The 18,977-nt window shown below is 47.5% G+C and carries 21 protein-coding genes; 16 read left to right on the top strand and 5 right to left on the bottom strand.

Annotated elements, in window-relative coordinates; translation table 11 throughout:
• The 5 genes from N5P32_RS00005 to N5P32_RS00025 form a co-directional block, all read left to right on the top strand.
• The coding region (locus N5P32_RS00005; RefSeq protein ID WP_265727177.1) for an MFS transporter at positions 1 to 954 on the top strand (954 nt) is incomplete at its 5' end.
• Positions 955 to 1,142: 188 nt separating this feature from the next.
• Positions 1,143 to 1,436, top strand: coding sequence for a DUF6172 family protein (locus N5P32_RS00010; protein WP_265727178.1), 294 nt, complete (start codon positions 1,143 to 1,145; stop codon positions 1,434 to 1,436).
• Between the two features lie 170 nt (positions 1,437 to 1,606).
• Positions 1,607 to 1,978, top strand: coding sequence for an AIR synthase related protein (locus N5P32_RS00015; RefSeq protein WP_265727179.1), 372 nt, complete (start codon positions 1,607 to 1,609; stop codon positions 1,976 to 1,978).
• Entirely contained in the window at positions 1,968 to 2,450 is a 483-nt protein-coding gene (locus N5P32_RS00020) for a thiamine-phosphate kinase (protein ID WP_265727197.1), read from the top strand. Before N5P32_RS00015 ends, N5P32_RS00020 begins: the two co-directional genes overlap by 11 nt.
• Before the next feature lie 136 nt (positions 2,451 to 2,586).
• Positions 2,587 to 3,069: a phosphatidylglycerophosphatase A family protein gene (locus N5P32_RS00025; RefSeq protein ID WP_265727180.1), complete on the top strand. Its 483-nt coding sequence runs from the start codon at positions 2,587 to 2,589 to the stop codon at positions 3,067 to 3,069.
• Positions 3,070 to 3,179: 110 nt separating this feature from the next.
• Here N5P32_RS00025 and hydA read toward each other — a convergent pair whose 3' ends face one another.
• The 3 genes from hydA to N5P32_RS00040 all read right to left on the bottom strand — a co-directional run bounded on the left by hydA (position 3,180) and on the right by N5P32_RS00040 (position 7,514).
• A complete protein-coding gene (gene hydA, locus N5P32_RS00030) occupies positions 3,180 to 4,622 on the bottom strand; it encodes a dihydropyrimidinase (protein ID WP_265727181.1) in 1,443 nt (480 codons plus the stop codon).
• A gap of 64 nt (positions 4,623 to 4,686) precedes the next feature.
• Positions 4,687 to 6,171, bottom strand: a complete 1,485-nt coding sequence (locus tag N5P32_RS00035; RefSeq protein ID WP_265727182.1) for an NCS1 family nucleobase:cation symporter-1 — start codon at positions 6,169 to 6,171, stop codon at positions 4,687 to 4,689.
• A gap of 101 nt (positions 6,172 to 6,272) precedes the next feature.
• A complete protein-coding gene (locus N5P32_RS00040) occupies positions 6,273 to 7,514 on the bottom strand; it encodes a Zn-dependent hydrolase (protein ID WP_265727183.1) in 1,242 nt (413 codons plus the stop codon).
• A 248-nt stretch (positions 7,515 to 7,762) separates the two neighbouring features.
• Between N5P32_RS00040 and N5P32_RS00045 the strand changes: the two genes are divergently transcribed.
• The 9 genes from N5P32_RS00045 (at position 7,763) to N5P32_RS00085 (ending at position 15,186) form a co-directional block, all read left to right on the top strand.
• A complete protein-coding gene (locus N5P32_RS00045; protein ID WP_265727184.1) occupies positions 7,763 to 8,536 on the top strand; it encodes a TetR family transcriptional regulator C-terminal domain-containing protein in 774 nt (257 codons plus the stop codon).
• Between the two features lie 145 nt (positions 8,537 to 8,681).
• Positions 8,682 to 9,812 (top strand): 7,8-didemethyl-8-hydroxy-5-deazariboflavin synthase CofG, encoded by a 1,131-nt coding sequence (cofG, locus tag N5P32_RS00050; protein WP_265727185.1) that lies wholly within the window; start codon positions 8,682 to 8,684, stop codon positions 9,810 to 9,812.
• Positions 9,809 to 11,014 (top strand): 5-amino-6-(D-ribitylamino)uracil--L-tyrosine 4-hydroxyphenyl transferase CofH, encoded by a 1,206-nt coding sequence (cofH, locus tag N5P32_RS00055; RefSeq protein ID WP_265727186.1) that lies wholly within the window; start codon positions 9,809 to 9,811, stop codon positions 11,012 to 11,014. Before cofG ends, cofH begins: the two co-directional genes overlap by 4 nt.
• Positions 11,014 to 11,973, top strand: a complete 960-nt coding sequence (cofD, locus tag N5P32_RS00060) for a 2-phospho-L-lactate transferase (RefSeq protein WP_265727187.1) — start codon at positions 11,014 to 11,016, stop codon at positions 11,971 to 11,973. The genes cofH and cofD overlap by 1 nt, the downstream gene beginning before the upstream one ends.
• Positions 11,973 to 12,323, top strand: a complete 351-nt coding sequence (locus N5P32_RS00065; RefSeq protein WP_265727188.1) for a glycosyltransferase family protein — start codon at positions 11,973 to 11,975, stop codon at positions 12,321 to 12,323. Before cofD ends, N5P32_RS00065 begins: the two co-directional genes overlap by 1 nt.
• A complete protein-coding gene (locus N5P32_RS00070) occupies positions 12,290 to 12,688 on the top strand; it encodes a glycosyltransferase family protein (RefSeq protein ID WP_265727189.1) in 399 nt (132 codons plus the stop codon). The genes N5P32_RS00065 and N5P32_RS00070 overlap by 34 nt, the downstream gene beginning before the upstream one ends.
• On the top strand, positions 12,681 to 13,469 hold the full coding sequence (cofE, locus tag N5P32_RS00075) for a coenzyme F420-0:L-glutamate ligase (protein WP_265727190.1): 789 nt from the start codon (positions 12,681 to 12,683) through the stop codon (positions 13,467 to 13,469). The genes N5P32_RS00070 and cofE overlap by 8 nt, the downstream gene beginning before the upstream one ends.
• Positions 13,450 to 14,163 (top strand): NADPH-dependent F420 reductase, encoded by a 714-nt coding sequence (gene npdG, locus N5P32_RS00080; protein WP_265727191.1) that lies wholly within the window; start codon positions 13,450 to 13,452, stop codon positions 14,161 to 14,163. Before cofE ends, npdG begins: the two co-directional genes overlap by 20 nt.
• Positions 14,164 to 14,181: 18 nt before the next feature.
• Entirely contained in the window at positions 14,182 to 15,186 is a 1,005-nt protein-coding gene (locus N5P32_RS00085; protein WP_265727192.1) for a TIGR03842 family LLM class F420-dependent oxidoreductase, read from the top strand.
• Between the two features lie 446 nt (positions 15,187 to 15,632).
• On the opposite strand, the gene N5P32_RS00090 is transcribed toward N5P32_RS00085, so the two are convergent.
• Together N5P32_RS00090 and N5P32_RS00095 are read right to left on the bottom strand one after the other, a co-directional pair.
• The gene (locus N5P32_RS00090; RefSeq protein WP_265727193.1) at positions 15,633 to 16,439 is read right to left on the bottom strand and encodes an amino acid ABC transporter permease; all 807 of its coding nucleotides are present in this window, start codon (positions 16,437 to 16,439) and stop codon (positions 15,633 to 15,635) included.
• 113 nt (positions 16,440 to 16,552) lie between these two features.
• Positions 16,553 to 17,341 (bottom strand): transporter substrate-binding domain-containing protein, encoded by a 789-nt coding sequence (locus tag N5P32_RS00095; protein ID WP_265727194.1) that lies wholly within the window; start codon positions 17,339 to 17,341, stop codon positions 16,553 to 16,555.
• A 214-nt stretch (positions 17,342 to 17,555) separates the two neighbouring features.
• On the opposite strand from N5P32_RS00095, the gene N5P32_RS00100 reads away from it, so the two are divergent.
• Positions 17,556 to 18,272 (top strand): hypothetical protein, encoded by a 717-nt coding sequence (locus N5P32_RS00100; RefSeq protein ID WP_265727195.1) that lies wholly within the window; start codon positions 17,556 to 17,558, stop codon positions 18,270 to 18,272.
• 135 nt (positions 18,273 to 18,407) lie between these two features.
• On the top strand, positions 18,408 to 18,905 hold the full coding sequence (locus tag N5P32_RS00105; RefSeq protein ID WP_265727196.1) for a GNAT family N-acetyltransferase: 498 nt from the start codon (positions 18,408 to 18,410) through the stop codon (positions 18,903 to 18,905).
• The last annotated feature ends 72 nt before the right edge of the window (positions 18,906 to 18,977 follow it).

Here is an 18,977-nt window from a genome sequence, read left to right on the forward strand (position 1 = left end):
GTTGCGGCCGAAAGTTGGTTGAATGATGCCGCCACAAATGACACCCGAGGCAAGGTGCTTTCTGCTTACATGATGGCGCAGACACTGGGCATTATCGGCGCTCAAGGTCTGCTGATGCTAGGAGACGCGGGCACCTCGGTATTATTTATTGGCGCTTCTATTTTGGTCTCGGTGTCTTTTGCTCCCATTTTGTTGTCTGCCGCCGTTGTTCCAGCGGTCGAGGTGTCAAAACCCATGTCACTTTGGGCGTTACTCAAAATCTCGCCGCTGGGAACCGTCGGCATATTTTTATTGGGGTGTGTTTATGCCACGCAATCAGGCATGGGGGCTGTTTTCGGCAGCCAAGTAGGGCTTTCTGCAAACAGCATCGCTCTGTTTGTTGCCATGTTGTTTGCTGGCGCTCTGGTGATGCAGTACCCAATTGGGTGGTTGTCTGACCGAGTAAGCCGCAGCAAATTGATCTTTTGGGCTTCTTGTCTTGGTGGTGCTTCGTGTGCGTTTGGTTGGATGAGTCATGGGGCTTTTTGGCCTTTGATGGCGTCCGCATTTTTTGCGGGGGGTGTAACAACGCCACTGTATGCGTTATTTCTGGCGTATACCAACGACTCTCTTTCCCCCAGTGATATGCCTGCAGCGTCTGGCGGATTGGTGTTTACCTTTGGTTTAGGCGCTATTGCAGGCCCTTTGCTAAGCGGTTGGTGTATGCAGGTACTTGGGCCTGACGCATTTTGGATTGTGCTTGGAATAACGTTCTTAGGTATTGCAAGTTTTGCCATGTTTAGCATGGCTCAGCAGGGCGAACAAATTGCCGTTGAAGATACGGACAGTTATCTTGGCGTGTTACCGACGACTTCTGTGGTTGCGGTAGAGGCGGCCAATGAATGGGCCATTGATCATGCTGAGCATCAAGCGGATGTGGAAGAACGGCAAAATGAGGAAAACCGCTCTAATTAAGGTGATTTTCCCTCTTTGAAAATACGCTGCGCGTTACTGTTTCTTTGGGTTTCACCAAGTCAGAGCAAAGCGCAAAGAAAAGTTGGGAATATTCTTCATATGAATGGCTGGTTTATTCTTAACCCGCTATCATAGAAGGGTATCAAGGTGGTTGTTACGCTGCCTTACTCAATATTTTTAGGATCATAATGAAAAAGAACTTTGTTTTGTCTCACCCAAAAAAACCGTATCAGCGCATTGTCGAAGAAGCGAAAAATGAGGTGAAAAAATACATCAAGCAAGAACGCACTAAGGCATTGCCAGAAGGCGCGGATTTTTGGGGATTCAACTGTAAGTTTGGTCAAACGGCTGACAAAGCAAGATCCATTCATGAGGGCGACATCAATACCAATATTAGCTCTGCGCAAAGTCAGCATTGGAAGTCTTTTTATTTAGAAGTGATTCCAACACCAAAGACTCGAGCCAAACGCTCAGAAGATTAAGCGCGTACTTGGCGTTAAAAAGTACAATTAAAGCAGGGCAGATTACGATGTGTAATCTGCCCTGTTTTGCTTCTGACATCCCGTCTGTAATACGGTATCCTCTTGGTTGTCTTTTCGGTGTTCTATGTGCCGTGCTGTTGCCATAAAAGGATCAATAAAAGGACCGTTTTTTGAAAGAATTTGAGTTGATACAAAACATCTTCCAAGCGTCTGTGATGGCAAGCACACAGGGGCGTGGAGATCTTTTATTGGGTATTGGTGATGATTGTGCCCAGGTGCAAGTACCACAAGGTCAGAGCTTGGTGTTTTCTATGGACACCTTGGTGGAAGGACGACACTTTCCTTTTGATGCCGACCCCGTAGATATTGGTTATCGTGCGATAGCGACTTGTGTCAGTGATTTGGCGGCCATGGGGGCGAAGCCGGCATTTTTTACCTTGGGATTGACGATTCCACATTCTGACCCACAGTGGTTAGCGGGGTTGGCGCAAGGTATGGCCGAACCTGGCGGAGCCAATCGGATTGGCCTTGGTGGGCGGTGATACCACCAAAGGACCGTTAACCATTACGCTGCAAGTGCATGGCTATGTAGAACCAGACATGGCGGTAAAACGCAGTGGCGCAAAAGTGGGTGACGATATTTATGTTACGGGATTGCTCGGCGATGCTGCGGCTGCGGTGCCGATTGTGACGGGTGAATTACAAGTATCAAGTGAACGCTTTGATTATTTTTATGAGCGCTTCTGGCGCCCAAAACCTCGCTTAATCGTTGGGATGGCCTTAAAACGTGTGGTGCATTCGATGATGGATATTTCCGATGGTCTGGCTCAAGACATCCAACATATACTCAAAGCCTCCGGCGTAGGTGCGAACATAGACGCGAGCCGTTTGCCCATCTCAGCGGAATTAAGCCAGTGGCAACCTGAATCTGCGCTGACACTGGCTTTGACGGGGGAGATGACTACGAATTGTGTTTTACGGCGCCCAAAGAACAAGCCGCTGAGATCGCGTTAATTACGCAGACTCTAAGCTTGTCATGCAGCAAAATAGGGGAAATCACCTCAGACGGTTTTAACATTCAGCGTTATGATGGTGAGATAACCGGTTGGCAACACTTCTAAATTTTAATTTTACTGATAGGTGACAATAAATGGCAAATTCTGCCCCAGCGTCGGTATGGCGTAACCCAATTCACTTTTTGGCATTTGGTCTTGGTTCTGGTGCCGCGCCAAAAGCCCCAGGTACTTTTGGTACGCTGGCAGCCGTGCCGATTTTTATTTGGTTATTACAAGACTTAAGTGCAATGGCGTATCTTGCTGTGCTGGTGGTAACGTCGTTGGTAGGAATCTACCTATGCGGCAAAACCTCAAAAGACATGGGTGTTCATGATCATGCTGGCATCGTCTGGGACGAATTCGTTGGCTTTTGGATTACCATGTGGCTAGCGCCAGCGGGTTGGTTCTATATCGTGCTCGGCTTTGTGTTGTTTCGCTTATTCGATATTTTGAAACCTTGGCCTATCTCATGGGTGGATAAAAACGTCCACGGCGGCTTCGGCATCATGCTGGATGATATCTTGGCCGGCATTATGTCTTTTATCGTACTGCAAGCTTTGGTTACCTTCGTTTTTTAGTTCTTAGTTCTTCCCCCTTAAAGACACAAGGGGGAGGAGCAGACCTGAACTGTTCCTTCCCCTTATTACTTCCAAGGGGAAGGCTAGGATGGGGTTGTTTTTGCTTATCTTTAACGCACAACCGCTCTAGGTTTATTCAGTTCTTTACGTTTTCTTAGTGCTTCGTAGTAAGGCGCGTAAGCTGGACGATCTATGTATTTCCCATCGCCGGACTCGGCGAGTACCACATTGTCATGCCACGCAAGTTTGCCGTTACAGATAGTGGTTTCAGGCACACCGTGGATTTCCATGCCTTCAAAAATACTGTGTTCGATTTTCGAGTGGTGAGTTTTTGCGGAAATCGTTTTGTTCGCGGCAGGGTTCCAAATCACTAAATCTGCGTCCGCGCCGACACGAATGCAGCCTTTGTTTGGATACATGTTGAAGATTTTTGCGGTGTTGGTCGAGGTTAAGGCGACAAATTCATTCATGGTGATTTTGCCTTCGTTGACGCCTTTTTCCCATAACACCATCATGCGTTCTTCTACCCCCGCTGTGCCGTTAGGGATTTGCGCGAAGTTGTCTTTGCCCATGGCTTTTTGTTCCGCACAGAAAGCACAATGGTCGGTGGCGGTGGTTTGCAATGTTCCCGCTTGTACACCCTTCCAAAGCGCGTCTTGGTGGTGTTTGGGTCTAAACGGAGGACTCATCACATGCGCTGCGGCCGTTGCCCAATCGGGGTTCTGATAAACGCTTTCGTCTACCGTAAGGTGTCCCGCCAGCACTTCGCCGAATACGGTTTGACCGTGATCTTTTGCATAGCGAATGGCGTCGACCGCTTCTTCGGTGGAAACATGGACAAGATAAATAGGCGCGCCGAGTGTGTTGGCGATGCTAATGGCTCTATTCGCGGCTTCCCCTTCTACTGAAGAAGGGCGAGACAGAGGGTGCGCTTCCGGTCCCGTCATGCCTTCCGCCATGAGTTTGTTTTGTAAGTGATAAACCAACTCACCATTTTCGGCGTGAACAGTAGGAATAGCGCCAAGTTCCAAGCATTTGGTGAAGCTCGACACTAGAATGTCGTCGGTTGCCATGATGGCATTTTTGTAAGCCATAAAATGTTTGAAGCTGTTTACGCCATGATCGCGTACCAGAATATTCATTTCTTCTGCAACGGTATCATCCCACCATGTAATCGCCACATGAAAGGTGTAGTTTGAATGGGCTTTTTTCGCCCAATCACGCCATTGATGGTAGGCATCTAATAATGACTGTTGAGGATTGGGAATCACGAAGTCGATTATCGTCGTGGTACCGCCTGCCAACGCAGCGACGGTGCCCGAAGCAAAGTCGTCTTTTGCGACTGTGCCCATAAAAGGCAATTGCATGTGAGTATGTGGATCAATCCCGCCGGGCATAATGAGTTTGCCCGTGGCATCAATGGTTTCAACGTCTTTTGGCAGTACACTGATGTCGCCAATCTCGACGATTTTGCTGTCTTTGCAAAGAATGTCCGCTTTGAAGCTTTCTTCGTGGGTGACGATCGTCCCACCTTTTATTAATAGACTACTCATGTGTCGTCCTTTTCCAGTTGAAAAATACAAGCGGCATCAAGCGATGCCGCTGAGGGAATGATGATTAAGACTGCAATGCGTCAGTTTGAGTGGCAGAAGCGGTTTGCATGTTGGCCAGTACGAAGTACACAATTGCACCCGTAAATGCGCCAGTGAACCAGCCGTAGTTGTAGAACCAGCCAAGCGCAGGCATATTCAGTGCTACGAGCGTAATCAATACAGGAACCGCAAAAGCAATCAGACCTGCGCTATTGAAGGCAGGGTAAAGGCTGTCTTTGGTATACAGTGCAACCAGATCCAAATGCTGACGTTTTATTAAAAAGTAATCGACAATCATGATACCAGCGATAGGGCCAAGTAAGCTTGAATAGCCCAGCAGCCAGTTGGAATACATTCCTTCAACACTGACATCAGATTCCAATAGACCTAACTTTTTGAGTAATTCCCAACCCATCAGCAAAATGCCAATCAAGCCTGTGAGCAAAGCGCCACGAGTATGATTAATCAGCTTTGGTGCAATGTTTTGGAAGTCATTAGTAGGGGAAACCACGTTAGCAGCGGTGTTGGTAGACAGTGTCGCAATGACGATCAAGATCATCGCAACAGCCACCCAAAATGGGCTATCGATTTTACCAATCAACGATATCGGATCTGAAATGGTTTCACCCACCAACGTTGTCGATGCTGCGGTGAGTACCACGCCTAAAGCGGCGAAGAAGAACATGGTGATAGGCAAGCCAACGATCTGCCCAATGACCTGATCTTTTTGTGATTTTGCATAGCGGCTAAAGTCTGGAATGTTCAGCGACAAGGTCGCCCAGAAGCCAACCATGGCCGTTAGGCCGCCTAGAAAATACCCCATAAAACCAGCGTCTTCAGGACGGCTTGCTGGTGTGGCCAGTAGTTCAGTAAAAGATACCTTGTCGCTTGCCCAAAACATTAGGCCAATGGCAACGAGCAATAGTAGTGGCGCGGATAAGGTTTCCATCCATTTTATCGACTCTGCACCACGGATCACTACGTACATGTTCAGCGCCCAGAAAATGAAGAAGCCAATGACCTCGCCGACACCACCCAAACTTGCCCAGCCATCAGACACGGCAGACAAGAATAAATGAATCGCCAAACCACCGAACATGGTTTGAATACCGAACCAACCGCAAGCCACCAAGGCGCGGATCAAACACGGAATGTTAGAACCAATCATGCCAAAGGATGAACGTAATAACACAGGGAAGGGAATACCGAACTTTGTGCCTGGGTAAGCGTTTAGTGTCAGTGGCACCAGCAAGATAATGTTAGCGATAAGAATGGTAAATAAGGCCTCCATTACCGACAATCCGAAGTAGGCGGTCAACACTCCGCCCAAGGTATAAGTCGGCACACAAATCGACATACCGACCCATAACGCGGCGATATTCCATTTGCTCCATGTGCGATCTTTTACTTTGGTTGGTGCTAAATCGTCGTTATACGCTGAACTTTGTTGGAGATCACTGTCTACCTCCAACTCATAAAACTCACCTTGTTTAACAGACTTGCTGGTCATTGTTGCCACCTCTTATATTTTCTGATTATGGGGATGTGTTCATTCAATGGTTCTGTGCTTTCTTCATTTATTGGTCATCATCATTTATTAATCATCATTAGTTATTGATGTTCTTTGGCGATACGATCACTGGCTTCGAGCATGGCGTGCAACAGTACGTTGGCGCCAGCGGCACATTCTTCTGGTGAACTGTATTCTGCTTCGTTATGACTGATGCCATTCAAGCAAGGCGTAAAAATCATCCCAGTTGGCACCAAATCCGCCATGTAGCACGCGTCGTGTCCCGCGCCCGCGTAGATGTCCATATGGCTATAACCGAGCTTTTCTGTGGCGGCTTTTACGTCGTCGGAAGCGTTAAACTCAACAGGTGCGAAATACCAGAAAGGATCGACGTTCACTTCAACGCCATGATTGAGGGCGATTTCCTTGCAAAACGTCACGAGTTCTTCGTGCATGGTGAGCAAGACATCCGGTTTAGTGTTGCGCAGGTCTGCGCTGAATTTCACATTGCCTGGAATGGTGTTGCGTGAGTTTGGCCAAACTTGCATAAAGCCTACCGTGCCTAAGCCGTTTTCATGGCGAAGTGCGATGGCATTCATTTCGGTCACAATGGCTGAGGCCACTAACATGGCATCTTTGCGAAGATGCATAGGCGTAGTACCTGAGTGAGAAGGGCGACCAACTACTTCGATGTTGTACCAGCGGATGCCTTGGCCTAGTCGCACTATGCCAATGGCTTTTTCTTCGTCTTCTAAAATTGGTCCTTGTTCGATGTGCGCTTCGAAAAATGCGCCCATGTGTCGGCTACCCAGTTCCATTTCCCCCAAGTAACCAATGCGTTCCAGTTCGTCGCCAAGGCGAATGCCATTGACGTCGGTTTTGTTTAATTCGGTTTCCAGATCGAAGCGACCGACATAGGTGCCAGATCCCTGCATAGCAGGTTGAAAGCGTGAGCCTTCTTCATTGGTCCAAACAGAAAATTCCATTGCGGTGGGCGTTTCAATGTTGTTTTCATGAAGTGTGCGTAATACTTCAACGCCAGAAAGAACGCCGAAGACACCGTCGAACTTGCCGCCCGTTGGTTGGGTATCAAGATGGCTGCCAGTACCGACAGCAGGTAAATCATTGTTGATTCCCGCGCGACGGGCGAAGATATTGCCGATTTTATCAACGTCAACTGTACAACCGCAGGCTTTGCACCAAGAGACAAAAAGGTCGCGGGCTTGCTTGTCTAAGTCTGTTCCTGCAAGACGGTTACAACCGCCTTTTTCTGTACCGCCAATGTCGCCCATTTCCATTAAGGTGTCCCAAAGGCGCTGCTCGTTGATACGAAGGTCTTGCATAGCTTGCTCCTACTGCTTTTCAATACCTTTACCAAAAGGTAAAAAATGTCGATAAAAAAATATAAACAACTTGTCTTTCTGGTCAGCAATAAGCAGGCCAAGTTTTAATCAAGTTTGCTGATAAAAACTTCGTTGAGTCATCCGAGTGTGCTATTTTAAAATTTAAAAATAAGATAATGTGCAATAAAAACAGGGTCTTATAATACTCATTAGTAATGTGAATGTTTTTATAATAGGCGGATCGAATTTTGCTCGAGAAGATAACAAAACGTACCAAGCAGTCGATTAATCGAGAAGAATTAGAGTCGCGGATATTGCGTTGTGCCGAGTTGGTGTTTGCCGAAAAAGGCTATAACGGTTCGTCGATGGAAGCCATTGCGGCTGCCGCCAGTATTTCCAAACAAAACCTGATTTATTACTTTGCAAACAAAGAGTTACTCTACCAACGAGTGTTGAAAGAAATGCTCGATATCTGGATAGAAAAGCTTTCCTTCCTAGAAACTCAAGGCGACACACCCGAAGCGGTGATACGTCGTTATGTGCGTGAAAAAATGCAGCTTTCACGACTCTATCCGAACGGATCCAAAGTCTTCGCCCATGAAATTATCAGCGGCGCGCCAGTTTTAAAAGAGTACCTCATTAGCCATTTAAAGCCCCAGTTTGATCGTGACGTAGAATTGGTTAAGTCATGGATAAATAAAGGGTTAATTGAAGAAATAGATCCAGAACATCTGTTTTTCACCATATGGGCAGCCACCCAAACTTACGCGGATTTCTCGGTGCAAATGGAAGTCTTGCTGGGCAAGCATCGTCTTGAAGAAGCGGATTTTGAACGAGCTGAATTAGCGGTGACGGATTTCGTTGTGCGCGCTCTTGGTGCCAAAAAAATAATTAAAAATAATTTCAGGCTGATTTTCTTCTTTGCCATATGGTTTGGTGTGTGTTTTTTGTACGGTTTAAATGTGCAAAAAAACGCCACTTTTCATCATCTTAACCTCTTGGTTAACTTTTTACTTAACTGAACGTTAGGGCGCTAGCCCTTTATTGGGGCGGGTTTTGCACTAATAAAAACAATTTACTCTACGCAAAATGATTGCTATTAATTTTTATACCAAATGGTAAAAAAAGTTAACTTATCTCATCTAATTATTAAAGCGTGGAGTGACTATGATCTCTGATTCTGAAGCCATATCTTATGAGTTTGCGACTGGGCCAGACTTATATTCACTCTGCCAAGAAGCCGCGACAGCGCGTGACAACGCGTGGGGTAAACAGCTGACTTATTCAAAAAAAGTGTTTATTCCGCTGACGAATATGTGTCGCGACACCTGCGGTTATTGCACCTTTGTACAGTCGCCAGATTCCCCTCACGCCAATTACATGACGCCAGAGCAGGTGCTAAAAACCGCGCACGAAGGCGCCGCGTTAGATTGCAAAGAAGCCTTGTTTAGTTTGGGCGAGCGACCAGAAGAACGTCATCAGAAAGCGCGCGATAAGTTGGCCAATCTTGGCTACGTCAGCACCTTGGATTATCTGCATGACCAATGTGAAAGTGTTTTAACGCACACCAGTTTATTACCTCACATCAATGCAGGTGCTTTGTCTTTTGATGAGCTGAAACGCCTAAAGCCGGTTGCCGCTAGCATGGGCATGATGTTGGAAAATGTCTCCAACGATTTACTCAAAAAAGGCCAAGCCCATCATGCTTGCCCAGACAAAACCCCAAAACGTCGACTCGACACCATAGAGCAAGCAGGTCGCCTTGATATCGCTTTTACTACGGGAATCCTTATTGGCATCGGTGAAAGCTGGACAGATCGAGTGAACAGTCTTATCGCCATACGTGACCGTCATCTTGCTTATGGTCACATTCAAGAAGTCATCATTCAGAATTTTCGTGCCAAAGCAGGCACCGCCATGGCCGATTATCAAGAGCCGAATTTAGACGACATGAAACGCACCATCGCTATTGCTCGTTTGATTTTACCTGACGACATCAGCATACAGGCCCCGCCTAATTTGGAAGTGGAGTACGGCAGTTACATCAATGCGGGCATCAACGATTGGGGCGGCATCTCGCCTTTGACCAAAGACTTTATCAATCCAGAAAGAGCCTGGCCGCAGATCAGCAGTGTCGCGCAAGCTTGTAAAGGACTGGGTTATTCGCTGGCTGAACGATTGACCATTTATGACCGTTTCCAGCATCAGGACAGCAAATATCTAACCCCTAATTTAACGCAACGAGTCGCGTCGCTGGTTAACCGTGCTGCTCAAGTAAGTGGAGGAGTCATCGCATGAACCTATTCTCTTTAACACCAAACAATGCCCAAGTGAGCGAATCCGTTCGAACAATTTTGGATAAGTCTTTATTGGGCGAAGAGCTGAGTATCGAAGACGCTTGTGTTCTGTTTGCTACGCAAGGTGCAGAAGCCCAAGCCGTGTTAGACACCGCCGATAAAGTGCGTGAAAAACGCGTCGGCAATGTCGGCACCTTTGTCATTACGCGCAATATCAATTTCACCAATGTGTGTTACATGGGCTGTCGATTTTGCAATTTCGCCAAAGAAAAAGGCGACAAAGAAGCGGAGTTTTTAACGGTTGAACAAGTTGCAGATCGAGCCGAAGAAGCATGGAATCGCGGTGCGACAGAAGTCTGTATTCAAGGTGGATTGCATCCAGATATAGGTGCCGATTATTACCGAAACCTCATTATCGCCGTAAAAAAGCGTGTACCAGAGATTCATATTCACGCCTTTTCCCCATTTGAAATTTGGTATGGCTGCAAAAAAGGTCGTCTTGAGCCAGAAGCCTTTTTGACCGAGTTAAAAAATCTTGGTTTGGGGTCTATGCCGGGCACAGCAGCAGAGATTTTAGACACCGAAGTACGTAAACAACTGACCAAAAATAAACTCACCACAGAAGAATGGGTACGCATTATCAAAGCCGCCCATTCTGTTGGCGTGCCGACGACTTCCACCATCATGTACGGTCATGTTGATCAGCCAATTCATTGGGCAAATCACCTCAAATTATTACGCGATATTCAAAAGGAAACTGGCGGCTTTACAGAGTTCGTTCCACTGGGTTTTATCCATTACGAAACCCGTTTATATAAGGACAACCCAGACAAGGTTCGTCCTGGCCCAACCCAAGACGAGCATTTCAAAATGCACGCCATTGCTCGCCTGATGTTGCAAGGTCATATCGATAATATCCAAGCCTCATGGGTGAAAATGGGCCCCGATGTGGCCGCCAGAATGCTGCGTTCAGGAGCCAATGATTTGGGCGGCACTTTAATGAACGAAAGTATTTCCCGTGCGGCGGGAGCGACTCATGGGCAAGAAGTGTTCCCTGAAGACATGGTTGCCAATATTCATGCAGCGGGTTTGCATGCGGTACAGCGCAGCACCAAATATGACGTCGTAAAAGACTATCCAATCGTCGCCAATACTATCAAAGCGCCATTGACGAACCGCATTGCGATTCAAGGAGTGGCGTAATGAGTGGTTTAAATATCACATTGCTAGCGGGCGGTGTTGGTGGCGCAAAAGCTGCCGAAGGTTTGGCAAAAAGCCAATACGCCAGCGCGACCAAAATTATTGGCAACATTGCTGACGACGATGAATTTCACGGTCTTTGGGTCTCGCCAGATATCGATACGCTGATTTATTCCTTGGGCGATCAGATCGACCGTCAGCAAGGTTGGGGACGTAAAAACGAAACTCACCAAGTGCTGACTGAGCTAAAAGCCTTAGGGCAAGACACTTGGATGACCTTGGGCGATTTGGATCTCGCCACTCATATTTACCGAACGAATTTAAAACACCAAGGCGTCAGCGCTAGTGACATAACCGAACAATTGGCAAAACGTCATGGAGTTAGCGTACCGATTTTGTTGCCAACGGACGATGTAGTGCAAACTCGAGTGAAGACACCACAAGGCTGGCTGTCTTTCCAAGAATTTTTTGTGCGCGAGCATTGTCAGTCCGATGTGCTGGATATCGAATATCACGGCATTGCCGATGCCAAACCAACCCCCCAAGCTTTAGAGCAAATTGCCAATAGTGACCTGATTATCATCGCGCCGAGCAATCCTATTGTCAGTATTTGCGCCATTCTCGCTGTGCCGGAAATTCAGCAAGCGGTGGAAAAAAGCGGCGCTTATATTATTGCTATTTCGCCTTTAATTGGCGGAAAAACAGTAAAAGGCCCAGCGGATAAAATGCTCGAAAGTGCTGGGAAAAGTATCGATTCGAAAGGTATTTACGACTGTTACAACACCTTCTTGCAGGCCATGGTGATTGACGATATTGATCAGCAAGATGCCGCGTGGTTGCAAGGGCAAGGTCTGGATGTGTTGGTAACGCCAACCCTAATGACAAACCCTGAAGACAAAACGGCGTTACTTACCAAGGTGGTTGAGTTTGCTTTGTCTCATAAAAAGCAGAGGGCAGCCTAATGACTTCTTTTTTAAAAACACCTTCTTTAATGGCGCCTTTTTTTATAGACAGGCTCTGTGTGGTGATTCCGATGAAATCGCCTAAGCGCTCCAAGCAAAGACTGGTTGGTAGCTTGTCTGATACAGCCCGTGAAAGTTTGTCTCTAACGCTTTTTGAAAACACCTTGGTGTTTTTCCAACGTCACTTTCCCATGTTAGATGTGCTGGTGGTCAGCGAGTCTCTTGATGTGCTTGCGCTGGCTCAGACTTACGAAGCCAACACCTTGTTTGACGATGGGGAAAACGGCTTAAACGGCGCGTTGGATTTTGCTTGTGATTGGGTCAAAAGACAGGCTACGACAGCATGCTGATTGTGCCGAGTGATATTGCCATGCTTGATCCTGCGGAGTTTGTCGCGCTGATGTCGGCTGCAAATGACGCCAGCGTCGTTATAGCAGTCGCCAAAGATGGCGGCACCAATGCCTTGTTAACTTCGCCACCGGATGCCATTCAATTTGAATACGGTTGTGATTCCGCATCGGCTCACCAAGCCAACGCACTGAATAACCGACTGGCTTGTCGCAGTCTTCACCTTCGCAATCTTGCCTTGGATATTGATCAAGGCGACGACCTTAATGTCGCTGTGACTCGCCAGCCCGAACGCTTTAAAGCATGGCGTGACAATGGCGCAACATTGATGAAAACAACGCTCATTAAGGAGCGCCACTATGCCTGATTCTATGAGTATGTTCCGCTTGATGGGCTTGCCGGATTTTCAGGCGGGTGATGATTTAGCGCAAAAAATTATTGATACCTTAACGGCACAAAATCAAACGCTGGTAGCTGGCGACATCTTGGTTATTGCTCACAAAGTGGTATCGAAAAGCGAAGGTGCTTTTGCCTATTTGGACGACATTACCCCCAGCGAAGAAGCCATAGAACTGGCAAAAACCGTTAATAAAGACCCACGAAAAGTCGAGGTGATTCTCTCTCAATCAAACCGAATTGTGCGAGCAATGAAACGGCCAGATCAAGAAGAAGGCGTACTGATCGCCGAACACAAAAATGGTTACATCTGCGCCAACGCAGCGGTGGATGAATCCAATGCCGATCATCCTGGTCAGCTGATTTTACTCCCCGAAGACCCAGACAAAAGTGCGCGATTACTGTGTCACAAATTAGAAGCCCATTTTGGCTGTGACTTGGGCGTGGTGATCAGCGATACCTTTGGTCGACCTTGGCGACTGGGGCAAACCAACGTGGCGATTGGCTTGGCGAATGTGCCGGGCGTGATGCATATGTTGGGTGAGTTAGATGCGTATGGACGACCTTTGAGTGTTACCGCGCCCGCCTTTGCCGATGAGGTTGCGGCGGCGTCTGGGTTGTTAATGGAGAAAAGTGCGAAATCGCCAGTGATTATTTTTCGTGGCCTATCTTGGTCAAAAACCGACAGTTCGAGCCGTGACCTGATTCGTGCTCATAACGAGGATCTTTTAGATGAAAAACGACGTAAGTAATAAAGTCGCCATTATTGGCGGAACTGGCCCGCAAGGGAAAGGACTGGCCCTGCGTTTGGCGCTGGCTGGTGTCAGCGTGGTATTAGGTTCTCGTGATCCTGCCAAGGCAGAAGAAACCGCACAGCAACTTATTGCGATATTGGCGGAACAGGATTGTCAGGCAGACATTACGGGCCTGTCGATGAAAGACGCCACCAAAGCCGCAGACGATTTAGTCATTTTGTCTGTGCCTTACAGTGGGCATGACGACACCCTAATGATGTTGGCACCATTGCTGGTTGGTAAAACCTTGGTCGATATCGTCGTGCCATTGGCACCAGGCAATCCGAAAGCCGTGCTAATGCCAGAAGCCGGCTCGGTGACAGAATCGGCGCAATTGTTATTGGGTGACGACATTCCTGTGGTTGGCGCATTGCATAACGTATCCGCAGTGACCTTGAATGATTTATCACGTGGCATCAACTGCGACATCTTGGTGTGTGGCAATGACCTTGACGCGAAAAAACGCGTTATGGACTTGATCGAAAAAATGGGCACCAAAGCCTACAACGCAGGCTTGGCAGAAAGTGCTCGCTGTGTAGAAGCACTCACGCCAATTTTGATTCGATTGAATATTTCGAAAGAGGTGCCGTTTTCGCACGCGGGAATACGAATTTCCCTCCAAACGTTGCGCATTAATTTATTAAAAACATAATCACAAGAGGAACACATTATGGAATTTGGCATTACGTTTAAAGGCTTCGTCAGCCCAGATCGCGCGCGAAATCTGGTTCGTCAGTCGGAAGCGGCTGGCTTCACTTATTGCTGGTTTTACGATTCTCACATTCTTTGGCGTGAGTCGTTTGTCGCTATGGCAATGTGTATGGAGCACACTAAAACCATGCGTTTTGGCCCTTGTGTAACCAACCCGAATATTCGTGATTGGTCATTGTCGGCCAGCTTGTATGCGAGTTTGGCGCATCAAAGTAACGGTCGTTTCGACATTGGTCTTGGTCGTGGCGATTCGTCTATGCGAGTAATGGGTAAAAAACCTGCAACACTAGCGCGTCTTGCGGAATTTACTACTAAGGTAAAAGCCATGGTGCGCGGCGAGGAAGTGGAATACGGCGAATGCCCTGAACCCGTAAAATTGCCTTGGGCGACAGGCTACGAATTACCTGTTTGGATTGGCGCTTATGGCCCGAAAGCCTTGGCTACTGCTGGTGAAGTGGGTGATGGTTTGATTTTGCAAATTGGCGACCCAGATTTGGTGAAATGGTTTAAAGACCAATCTATTGCAGCGGGTGAAGCTGCTGGACGTGATATGTCTAACTTCAAAGTCCAAGCCGCGGCACCTGCGTATTTTGGTGACATGGATTATTGTATTGAACATACCAAATGGTTCCCTGCCATGGTAGGTAACCACGTAGCCGACATCGTTGAAAAATACGGCAGTGATTCTGGTTTAGTGCCAAAAAGCTTAACGGATTACATCGAAAAACGTCGTGGTTACGATTACTCCAAACACGGCCAAAGCGATAACCCATTCTTGGACTTCATCACCGAAGACATAGTGAAAAGCTTCTGTGTATTGGGAACCGTTGAAGACCATATTGCCAAGATCAAAGACCTAGAAACAGCAGGCACCACGCAATTTAACATCTACCTAGACAGCGGCGACGAAGAGGAAATCATCGCCAAATACGGCAGAGACATTATCCCCGTGTTTAATGGCTAATTTGCTGTTGTAATCATCGACCGAATAACATTCCTTCTCGAAACTACCGCCTCCCTCGTTGGAATGTTATTCGCCCATGATGTTTAGGTTGTCTGCGAATACGTCTCTGTTCCTTCCCCTTTTGTCTTCCAAGGGGAAGGTTAGGATGGGGTTGCTCTTGTTACTTGAACTGCTTTGGCTTCCACCGACCGAATAACATTCCTTCTCGAAACTACCGCCTCCCTCGTTGGAATGTTATTCGCCCATGATGTTTAGGTTGTCTGCGAATACGTCTCTGTTCCTTCCCCTTTTGTCTTCCAAGGGGAAGGTTAGGATGGGGTTGCTCTTGTTACTTGAACTGCTTTGGCTTCCACCGACCGAATAACATTCCTTCTCGAAACTACCGCCTCCCTCGCCGAAATGTTATTCGCTCATGATGTTTAGGCCATCAGCGGATATGTCTTTACTCAATGATGATCATTGCGTCTTAGGTGCGCTTCAAAGGCGCGGATCATTAGCGATAAGCTGAGTGTGAGTACAAGGTACATGAAGGCGACGACGTTGTAGGTTTCGAAGAATTGGAAGGTGGAGGAGCTGAGGACTTTGCCAAGCTGGGTGATGTCTTGTACGCCTAATACCGAGACGAGTGCGGAGTCTTTGATCATGGCGACGAGGTCGTTGCCAAGGGGCGGTAAGATTTTGCGCATTGCTTGGGGTAGGGTGATAAGGCGGAAGCGGTGCCAGTTGGATAAGCCGAGGGCTTTGGCGGCTTCGATTTGGCCTTTGCCAACTTCTTGAATGCCTGCGCGGAAGACTTCGGCAATGAAGGCGCTGTAGCTGATGGCTAGGGCAATGATGGCGCGCCACAGTAGGGTGAAGTCCCGTGTGCGGGCTTTTTCTATCCAGCCAGCTTCAATCGGAACTTGTAATACCCAATTGTAGAGTTTGACCATTTCGGGTGCGCCAACAAAGGCGATGTAGAACAGCAGTACGAGAACGGGTACGCCGCGGAAGATTTCGACATAAAAACGGGCGAATTCACGCAGAATACGATGACGAGAAAATCCTGCCAGTGCAATTAATAACCCAAGTAAGCTTGCTAATATAAAAGCGGTGAATGTTACGCCGATTGTGGTGAGTAAGCCTTCGCTTAGTGCGCTCGCTATGCGCTGGTAGCTTTGGTCAGACACCATGTTCCATAACAGAACCAGAGCGATAATAAGGATGGTGATGAGCCACCAAGGCGTGCGTTCTACGGTTTTTTTAAAGGGCATAATCAATTCATAGCTGGACCATTCCTTGGTCGTCTTTAAGTAAAAAAACGGACAGTCTAATAAATAGACGATCCGTTACTGTGTGTTATATCACTCTTTTTGGGCTGTGCTTCTTACTGGTTATAGTCGAAGAACCATTTTTTGTTCAGTGCTTCTAAGGTGCCGTCTTGTTTCATACTTTCGATAGCGGCATTGATTGGGGCTAAAAGGTCTGATCCCGGCGTTAGGATAAAGCCAAAGTCTTCCGAACCCAGCGGGCCACCAACGATTTTAAACGAACCCGGGTTGGCACCGATGTAACCACGAGCCGATGCGGCGTCCATTAGTACGCTGTCGACGTCGCCCGATTTAAGCGCTTGAACGGACGCACCGAAAGTGTCTAACAAGGTGATGCGAGGGTTGCCTTCGTCACCATCCAGTACATCGTAGACGGCCACATAAAAGTTGGTGGTTCCTGCTTGTGCGCCAAAATGCAGGTCTGGGTTGGCGGCAAAGGATGTTGCATCATTAAAACGGTCTTCATCAGCGCGAACCAACATGAACTGCTGGGACGTCATATAAGGAATAGTGAAGTCGATTTGCGCGGCACGTTCTTCATTAATGGTAATTCCGTCCATACCGACATCGTATTGGCCTTGTTTGACGGCTTGGATCATGGTGTCCCAGCTGCTTAGGTGCCATTCGATGTTGGCGTTTAAGCGTTTGCCAATTTCGTTCATGGCGTCGTATTCCCAGCCAATGCCTTCGCCTGTTGCTGGGTCGACAAAGTTAAGTGGCGTGTAGGCATTTTCGGTGACGGCTAAAATAGTACGACCTTTTAGATCGGGCAAGCTGTCTGCGAAACTGTGGCTGCTCATTGCAATAGCGGCAATAGCGACCAAACGAGAGAGAAGAGAAACCATGAGTTTTTACCTTTTATAATGTGTTCGATAAAAGACGATGCTTGTGTGCAATTTGGCCAGCGATTATACACAGCCGTTAAGCAAAGATCTCTAGCAAGCTTTAGGCCATCAAGTGGCAAGTCGAGACGTAAACGAGTATATTTGCAGCTTCTTGTTCAAATCGATGAATGCATCTGTTGCAGTCCTCTGCTTATAGGTGGCGATTAAGGTTTTTATGTCTCGTGAATTATCTTCTCAACACGCTTTTCAGACCCATTGCTTAGCGCAAATGGGGGTGGTGTCTTGGTTGTCGTCCACGGACACTGTGTCTGGTACGGTTTTTATGCCTGTGCAGCCTTGGCCGATGAATGTGGTGCAAACGGAGTCTTTGTCTGCCACAAGTCAAGCCCTTTCGTCGCGTTCGACCGGCTTTAAGGATACGGAGCCAGCGCCGTCTAAAAGTCGTCCTGCTGAGGAAGCAGAGCCGCTGGTTCACCATCTTCGTGAGCAGTTAAACGCGGGGCCAGAAATCGTTGTGGAAGATTTGCAGCCAATCGAAGAATTGGCTGTGGATATTGATATTGAGCCAGATCTGGCGATCAATACTCAGATTACTCGCCTCGATATACGTGCTTATGCTTTGTCGAATAAATTGCTGATTTTAAGCGATGTTCCGCATGTGTTTACGCAAGCGGAAGAGGTTGAGCGTTTGGTGTTAAAAATGGCGCAAGCTTTGTTAAAACATCCTATAGATGAATGGCAGGGCAGTGCGTTTTCTTGGCCGGGAGCCTTAAAAAATCCACATTTTCTGACGCGCACGGATTGGTTGTTTGGCGCGCTGGAAAGTTATGTGGGGCGTTTAGTGAAAGGCTTTTCAGATGCCCCAATGTTGGTGCTAGCGGGGGCGAACGTAACTCAGCTGGTGGCCGATTTACCCCCGAAAGTCCATTAAAGCGTTATCCCACCGCGCGTATTGTGAGTTTGCCTGAATTGTATCGCATTCCAGAATTGCGTAAAGAAGCGTGGCAAGAAATGCAGTCGCGCTTTTTCCGTTAATGTATTTGCCTGTAATGAGGCGTTCAATTTTATGATTCCTTCTATTGTTATGCGTCTGGCTACTGAGTCAGATTTGCCTGCTATTACCCAACTGGATGCGTTATCTAACCCTTATCCTTGGGGGCGCGGCTTGATTGCCGATGCTCTACAAACACGTAAAAATTGGGTGGTTGAGCTGGGTGATGCGACGCAAAAATCGCTGGTTGGTTGGTTAACGGCATCGGTGGTACTGGATCAATCCGAATTAGAATTAATGGTGGTTGATTGCTCTGTCCGTAGACAAGGGCTGGCCAGAAAGTTGATGATGTCTTGGTTGGAGTCCAGCGCGCAGCAAGCCGTTTGCGAATGCTTGTTGGAAGTCCGAGAATCGAATGAAGCGGCGATCGCCTTGTATGAATCGTTGGGGTTCGAGCAAGTGGGGCGTCGTAAAAATTACTATCAAATAGACAAAAAAGGACAAACAGAGCAAGGTCGCGAAGCGGCGTGCCTGTTTACGTTAACAATCTCCTGTGAAAGAGGCGAACTATGAGCACAGTACTGGTCCCTATTGCCAATGGCAACGAAGACATCGAAGCGATTACTATCATTGACGTATTGCGTC

The sequence above is a fragment of the Marinomonas pontica genome, assembly GCF_026191375.1.
In the GTDB taxonomy this organism is placed as follows: Bacteria; Pseudomonadota; Gammaproteobacteria; order Pseudomonadales; family Marinomonadaceae; genus Marinomonas; species Marinomonas pontica.

What these genes read in the sequence shown, in the direction of transcription:
- hydA (WP_265727181.1), bottom strand. Translation starts at nt 4,622, where the DNA reads ATGAGTAGTCTATTAATAAAAGGTGGGACGATCGTCACCCACGAAGAA.
- N5P32_RS00065 (WP_265727188.1), top strand. Translation starts at nt 11,973, where the DNA reads ATGACTTCTTTTTTAAAAACACCTTCTTTAATGGCGCCTTTTTTTATA.
- cofG (WP_265727185.1), top strand. Translation starts at nt 8,682, where the DNA reads ATGATCTCTGATTCTGAAGCCATATCTTATGAGTTTGCGACTGGGCCA.
- N5P32_RS00095 (WP_265727194.1), bottom strand. Translation starts at nt 17,341, where the DNA reads ATGGTTTCTCTTCTCTCTCGTTTGGTCGCTATTGCCGCTATTGCAATG.
- N5P32_RS00025 (WP_265727180.1), top strand. Translation starts at nt 2,587, where the DNA reads ATGGCAAATTCTGCCCCAGCGTCGGTATGGCGTAACCCAATTCACTTT.
- N5P32_RS00085 (WP_265727192.1), top strand. Translation starts at nt 14,182, where the DNA reads ATGGAATTTGGCATTACGTTTAAAGGCTTCGTCAGCCCAGATCGCGCG.
- N5P32_RS00105 (WP_265727196.1), top strand. Translation starts at nt 18,408, where the DNA reads ATGATTCCTTCTATTGTTATGCGTCTGGCTACTGAGTCAGATTTGCCT.
- npdG (WP_265727191.1), top strand. Translation starts at nt 13,450, where the DNA reads ATGAAAAACGACGTAAGTAATAAAGTCGCCATTATTGGCGGAACTGGC.
- cofD (WP_265727187.1), top strand. Translation starts at nt 11,014, where the DNA reads ATGAGTGGTTTAAATATCACATTGCTAGCGGGCGGTGTTGGTGGCGCA.
- cofE (WP_265727190.1), top strand. Translation starts at nt 12,681, where the DNA reads ATGCCTGATTCTATGAGTATGTTCCGCTTGATGGGCTTGCCGGATTTT.
- N5P32_RS00090 (WP_265727193.1), bottom strand. Translation starts at nt 16,439, where the DNA reads ATGCCCTTTAAAAAAACCGTAGAACGCACGCCTTGGTGGCTCATCACC.
- cofH (WP_265727186.1), top strand. Translation starts at nt 9,809, where the DNA reads ATGAACCTATTCTCTTTAACACCAAACAATGCCCAAGTGAGCGAATCC.
- N5P32_RS00035 (WP_265727182.1), bottom strand. Translation starts at nt 6,171, where the DNA reads ATGACCAGCAAGTCTGTTAAACAAGGTGAGTTTTATGAGTTGGAGGTA.
- N5P32_RS00100 (WP_265727195.1), top strand. Translation starts at nt 17,556, where the DNA reads ATGTCTCGTGAATTATCTTCTCAACACGCTTTTCAGACCCATTGCTTA.
- N5P32_RS00040 (WP_265727183.1), bottom strand. Translation starts at nt 7,514, where the DNA reads ATGCAAGACCTTCGTATCAACGAGCAGCGCCTTTGGGACACCTTAATG.
- N5P32_RS00010 (WP_265727178.1), top strand. Translation starts at nt 1,143, where the DNA reads ATGAAAAAGAACTTTGTTTTGTCTCACCCAAAAAAACCGTATCAGCGC.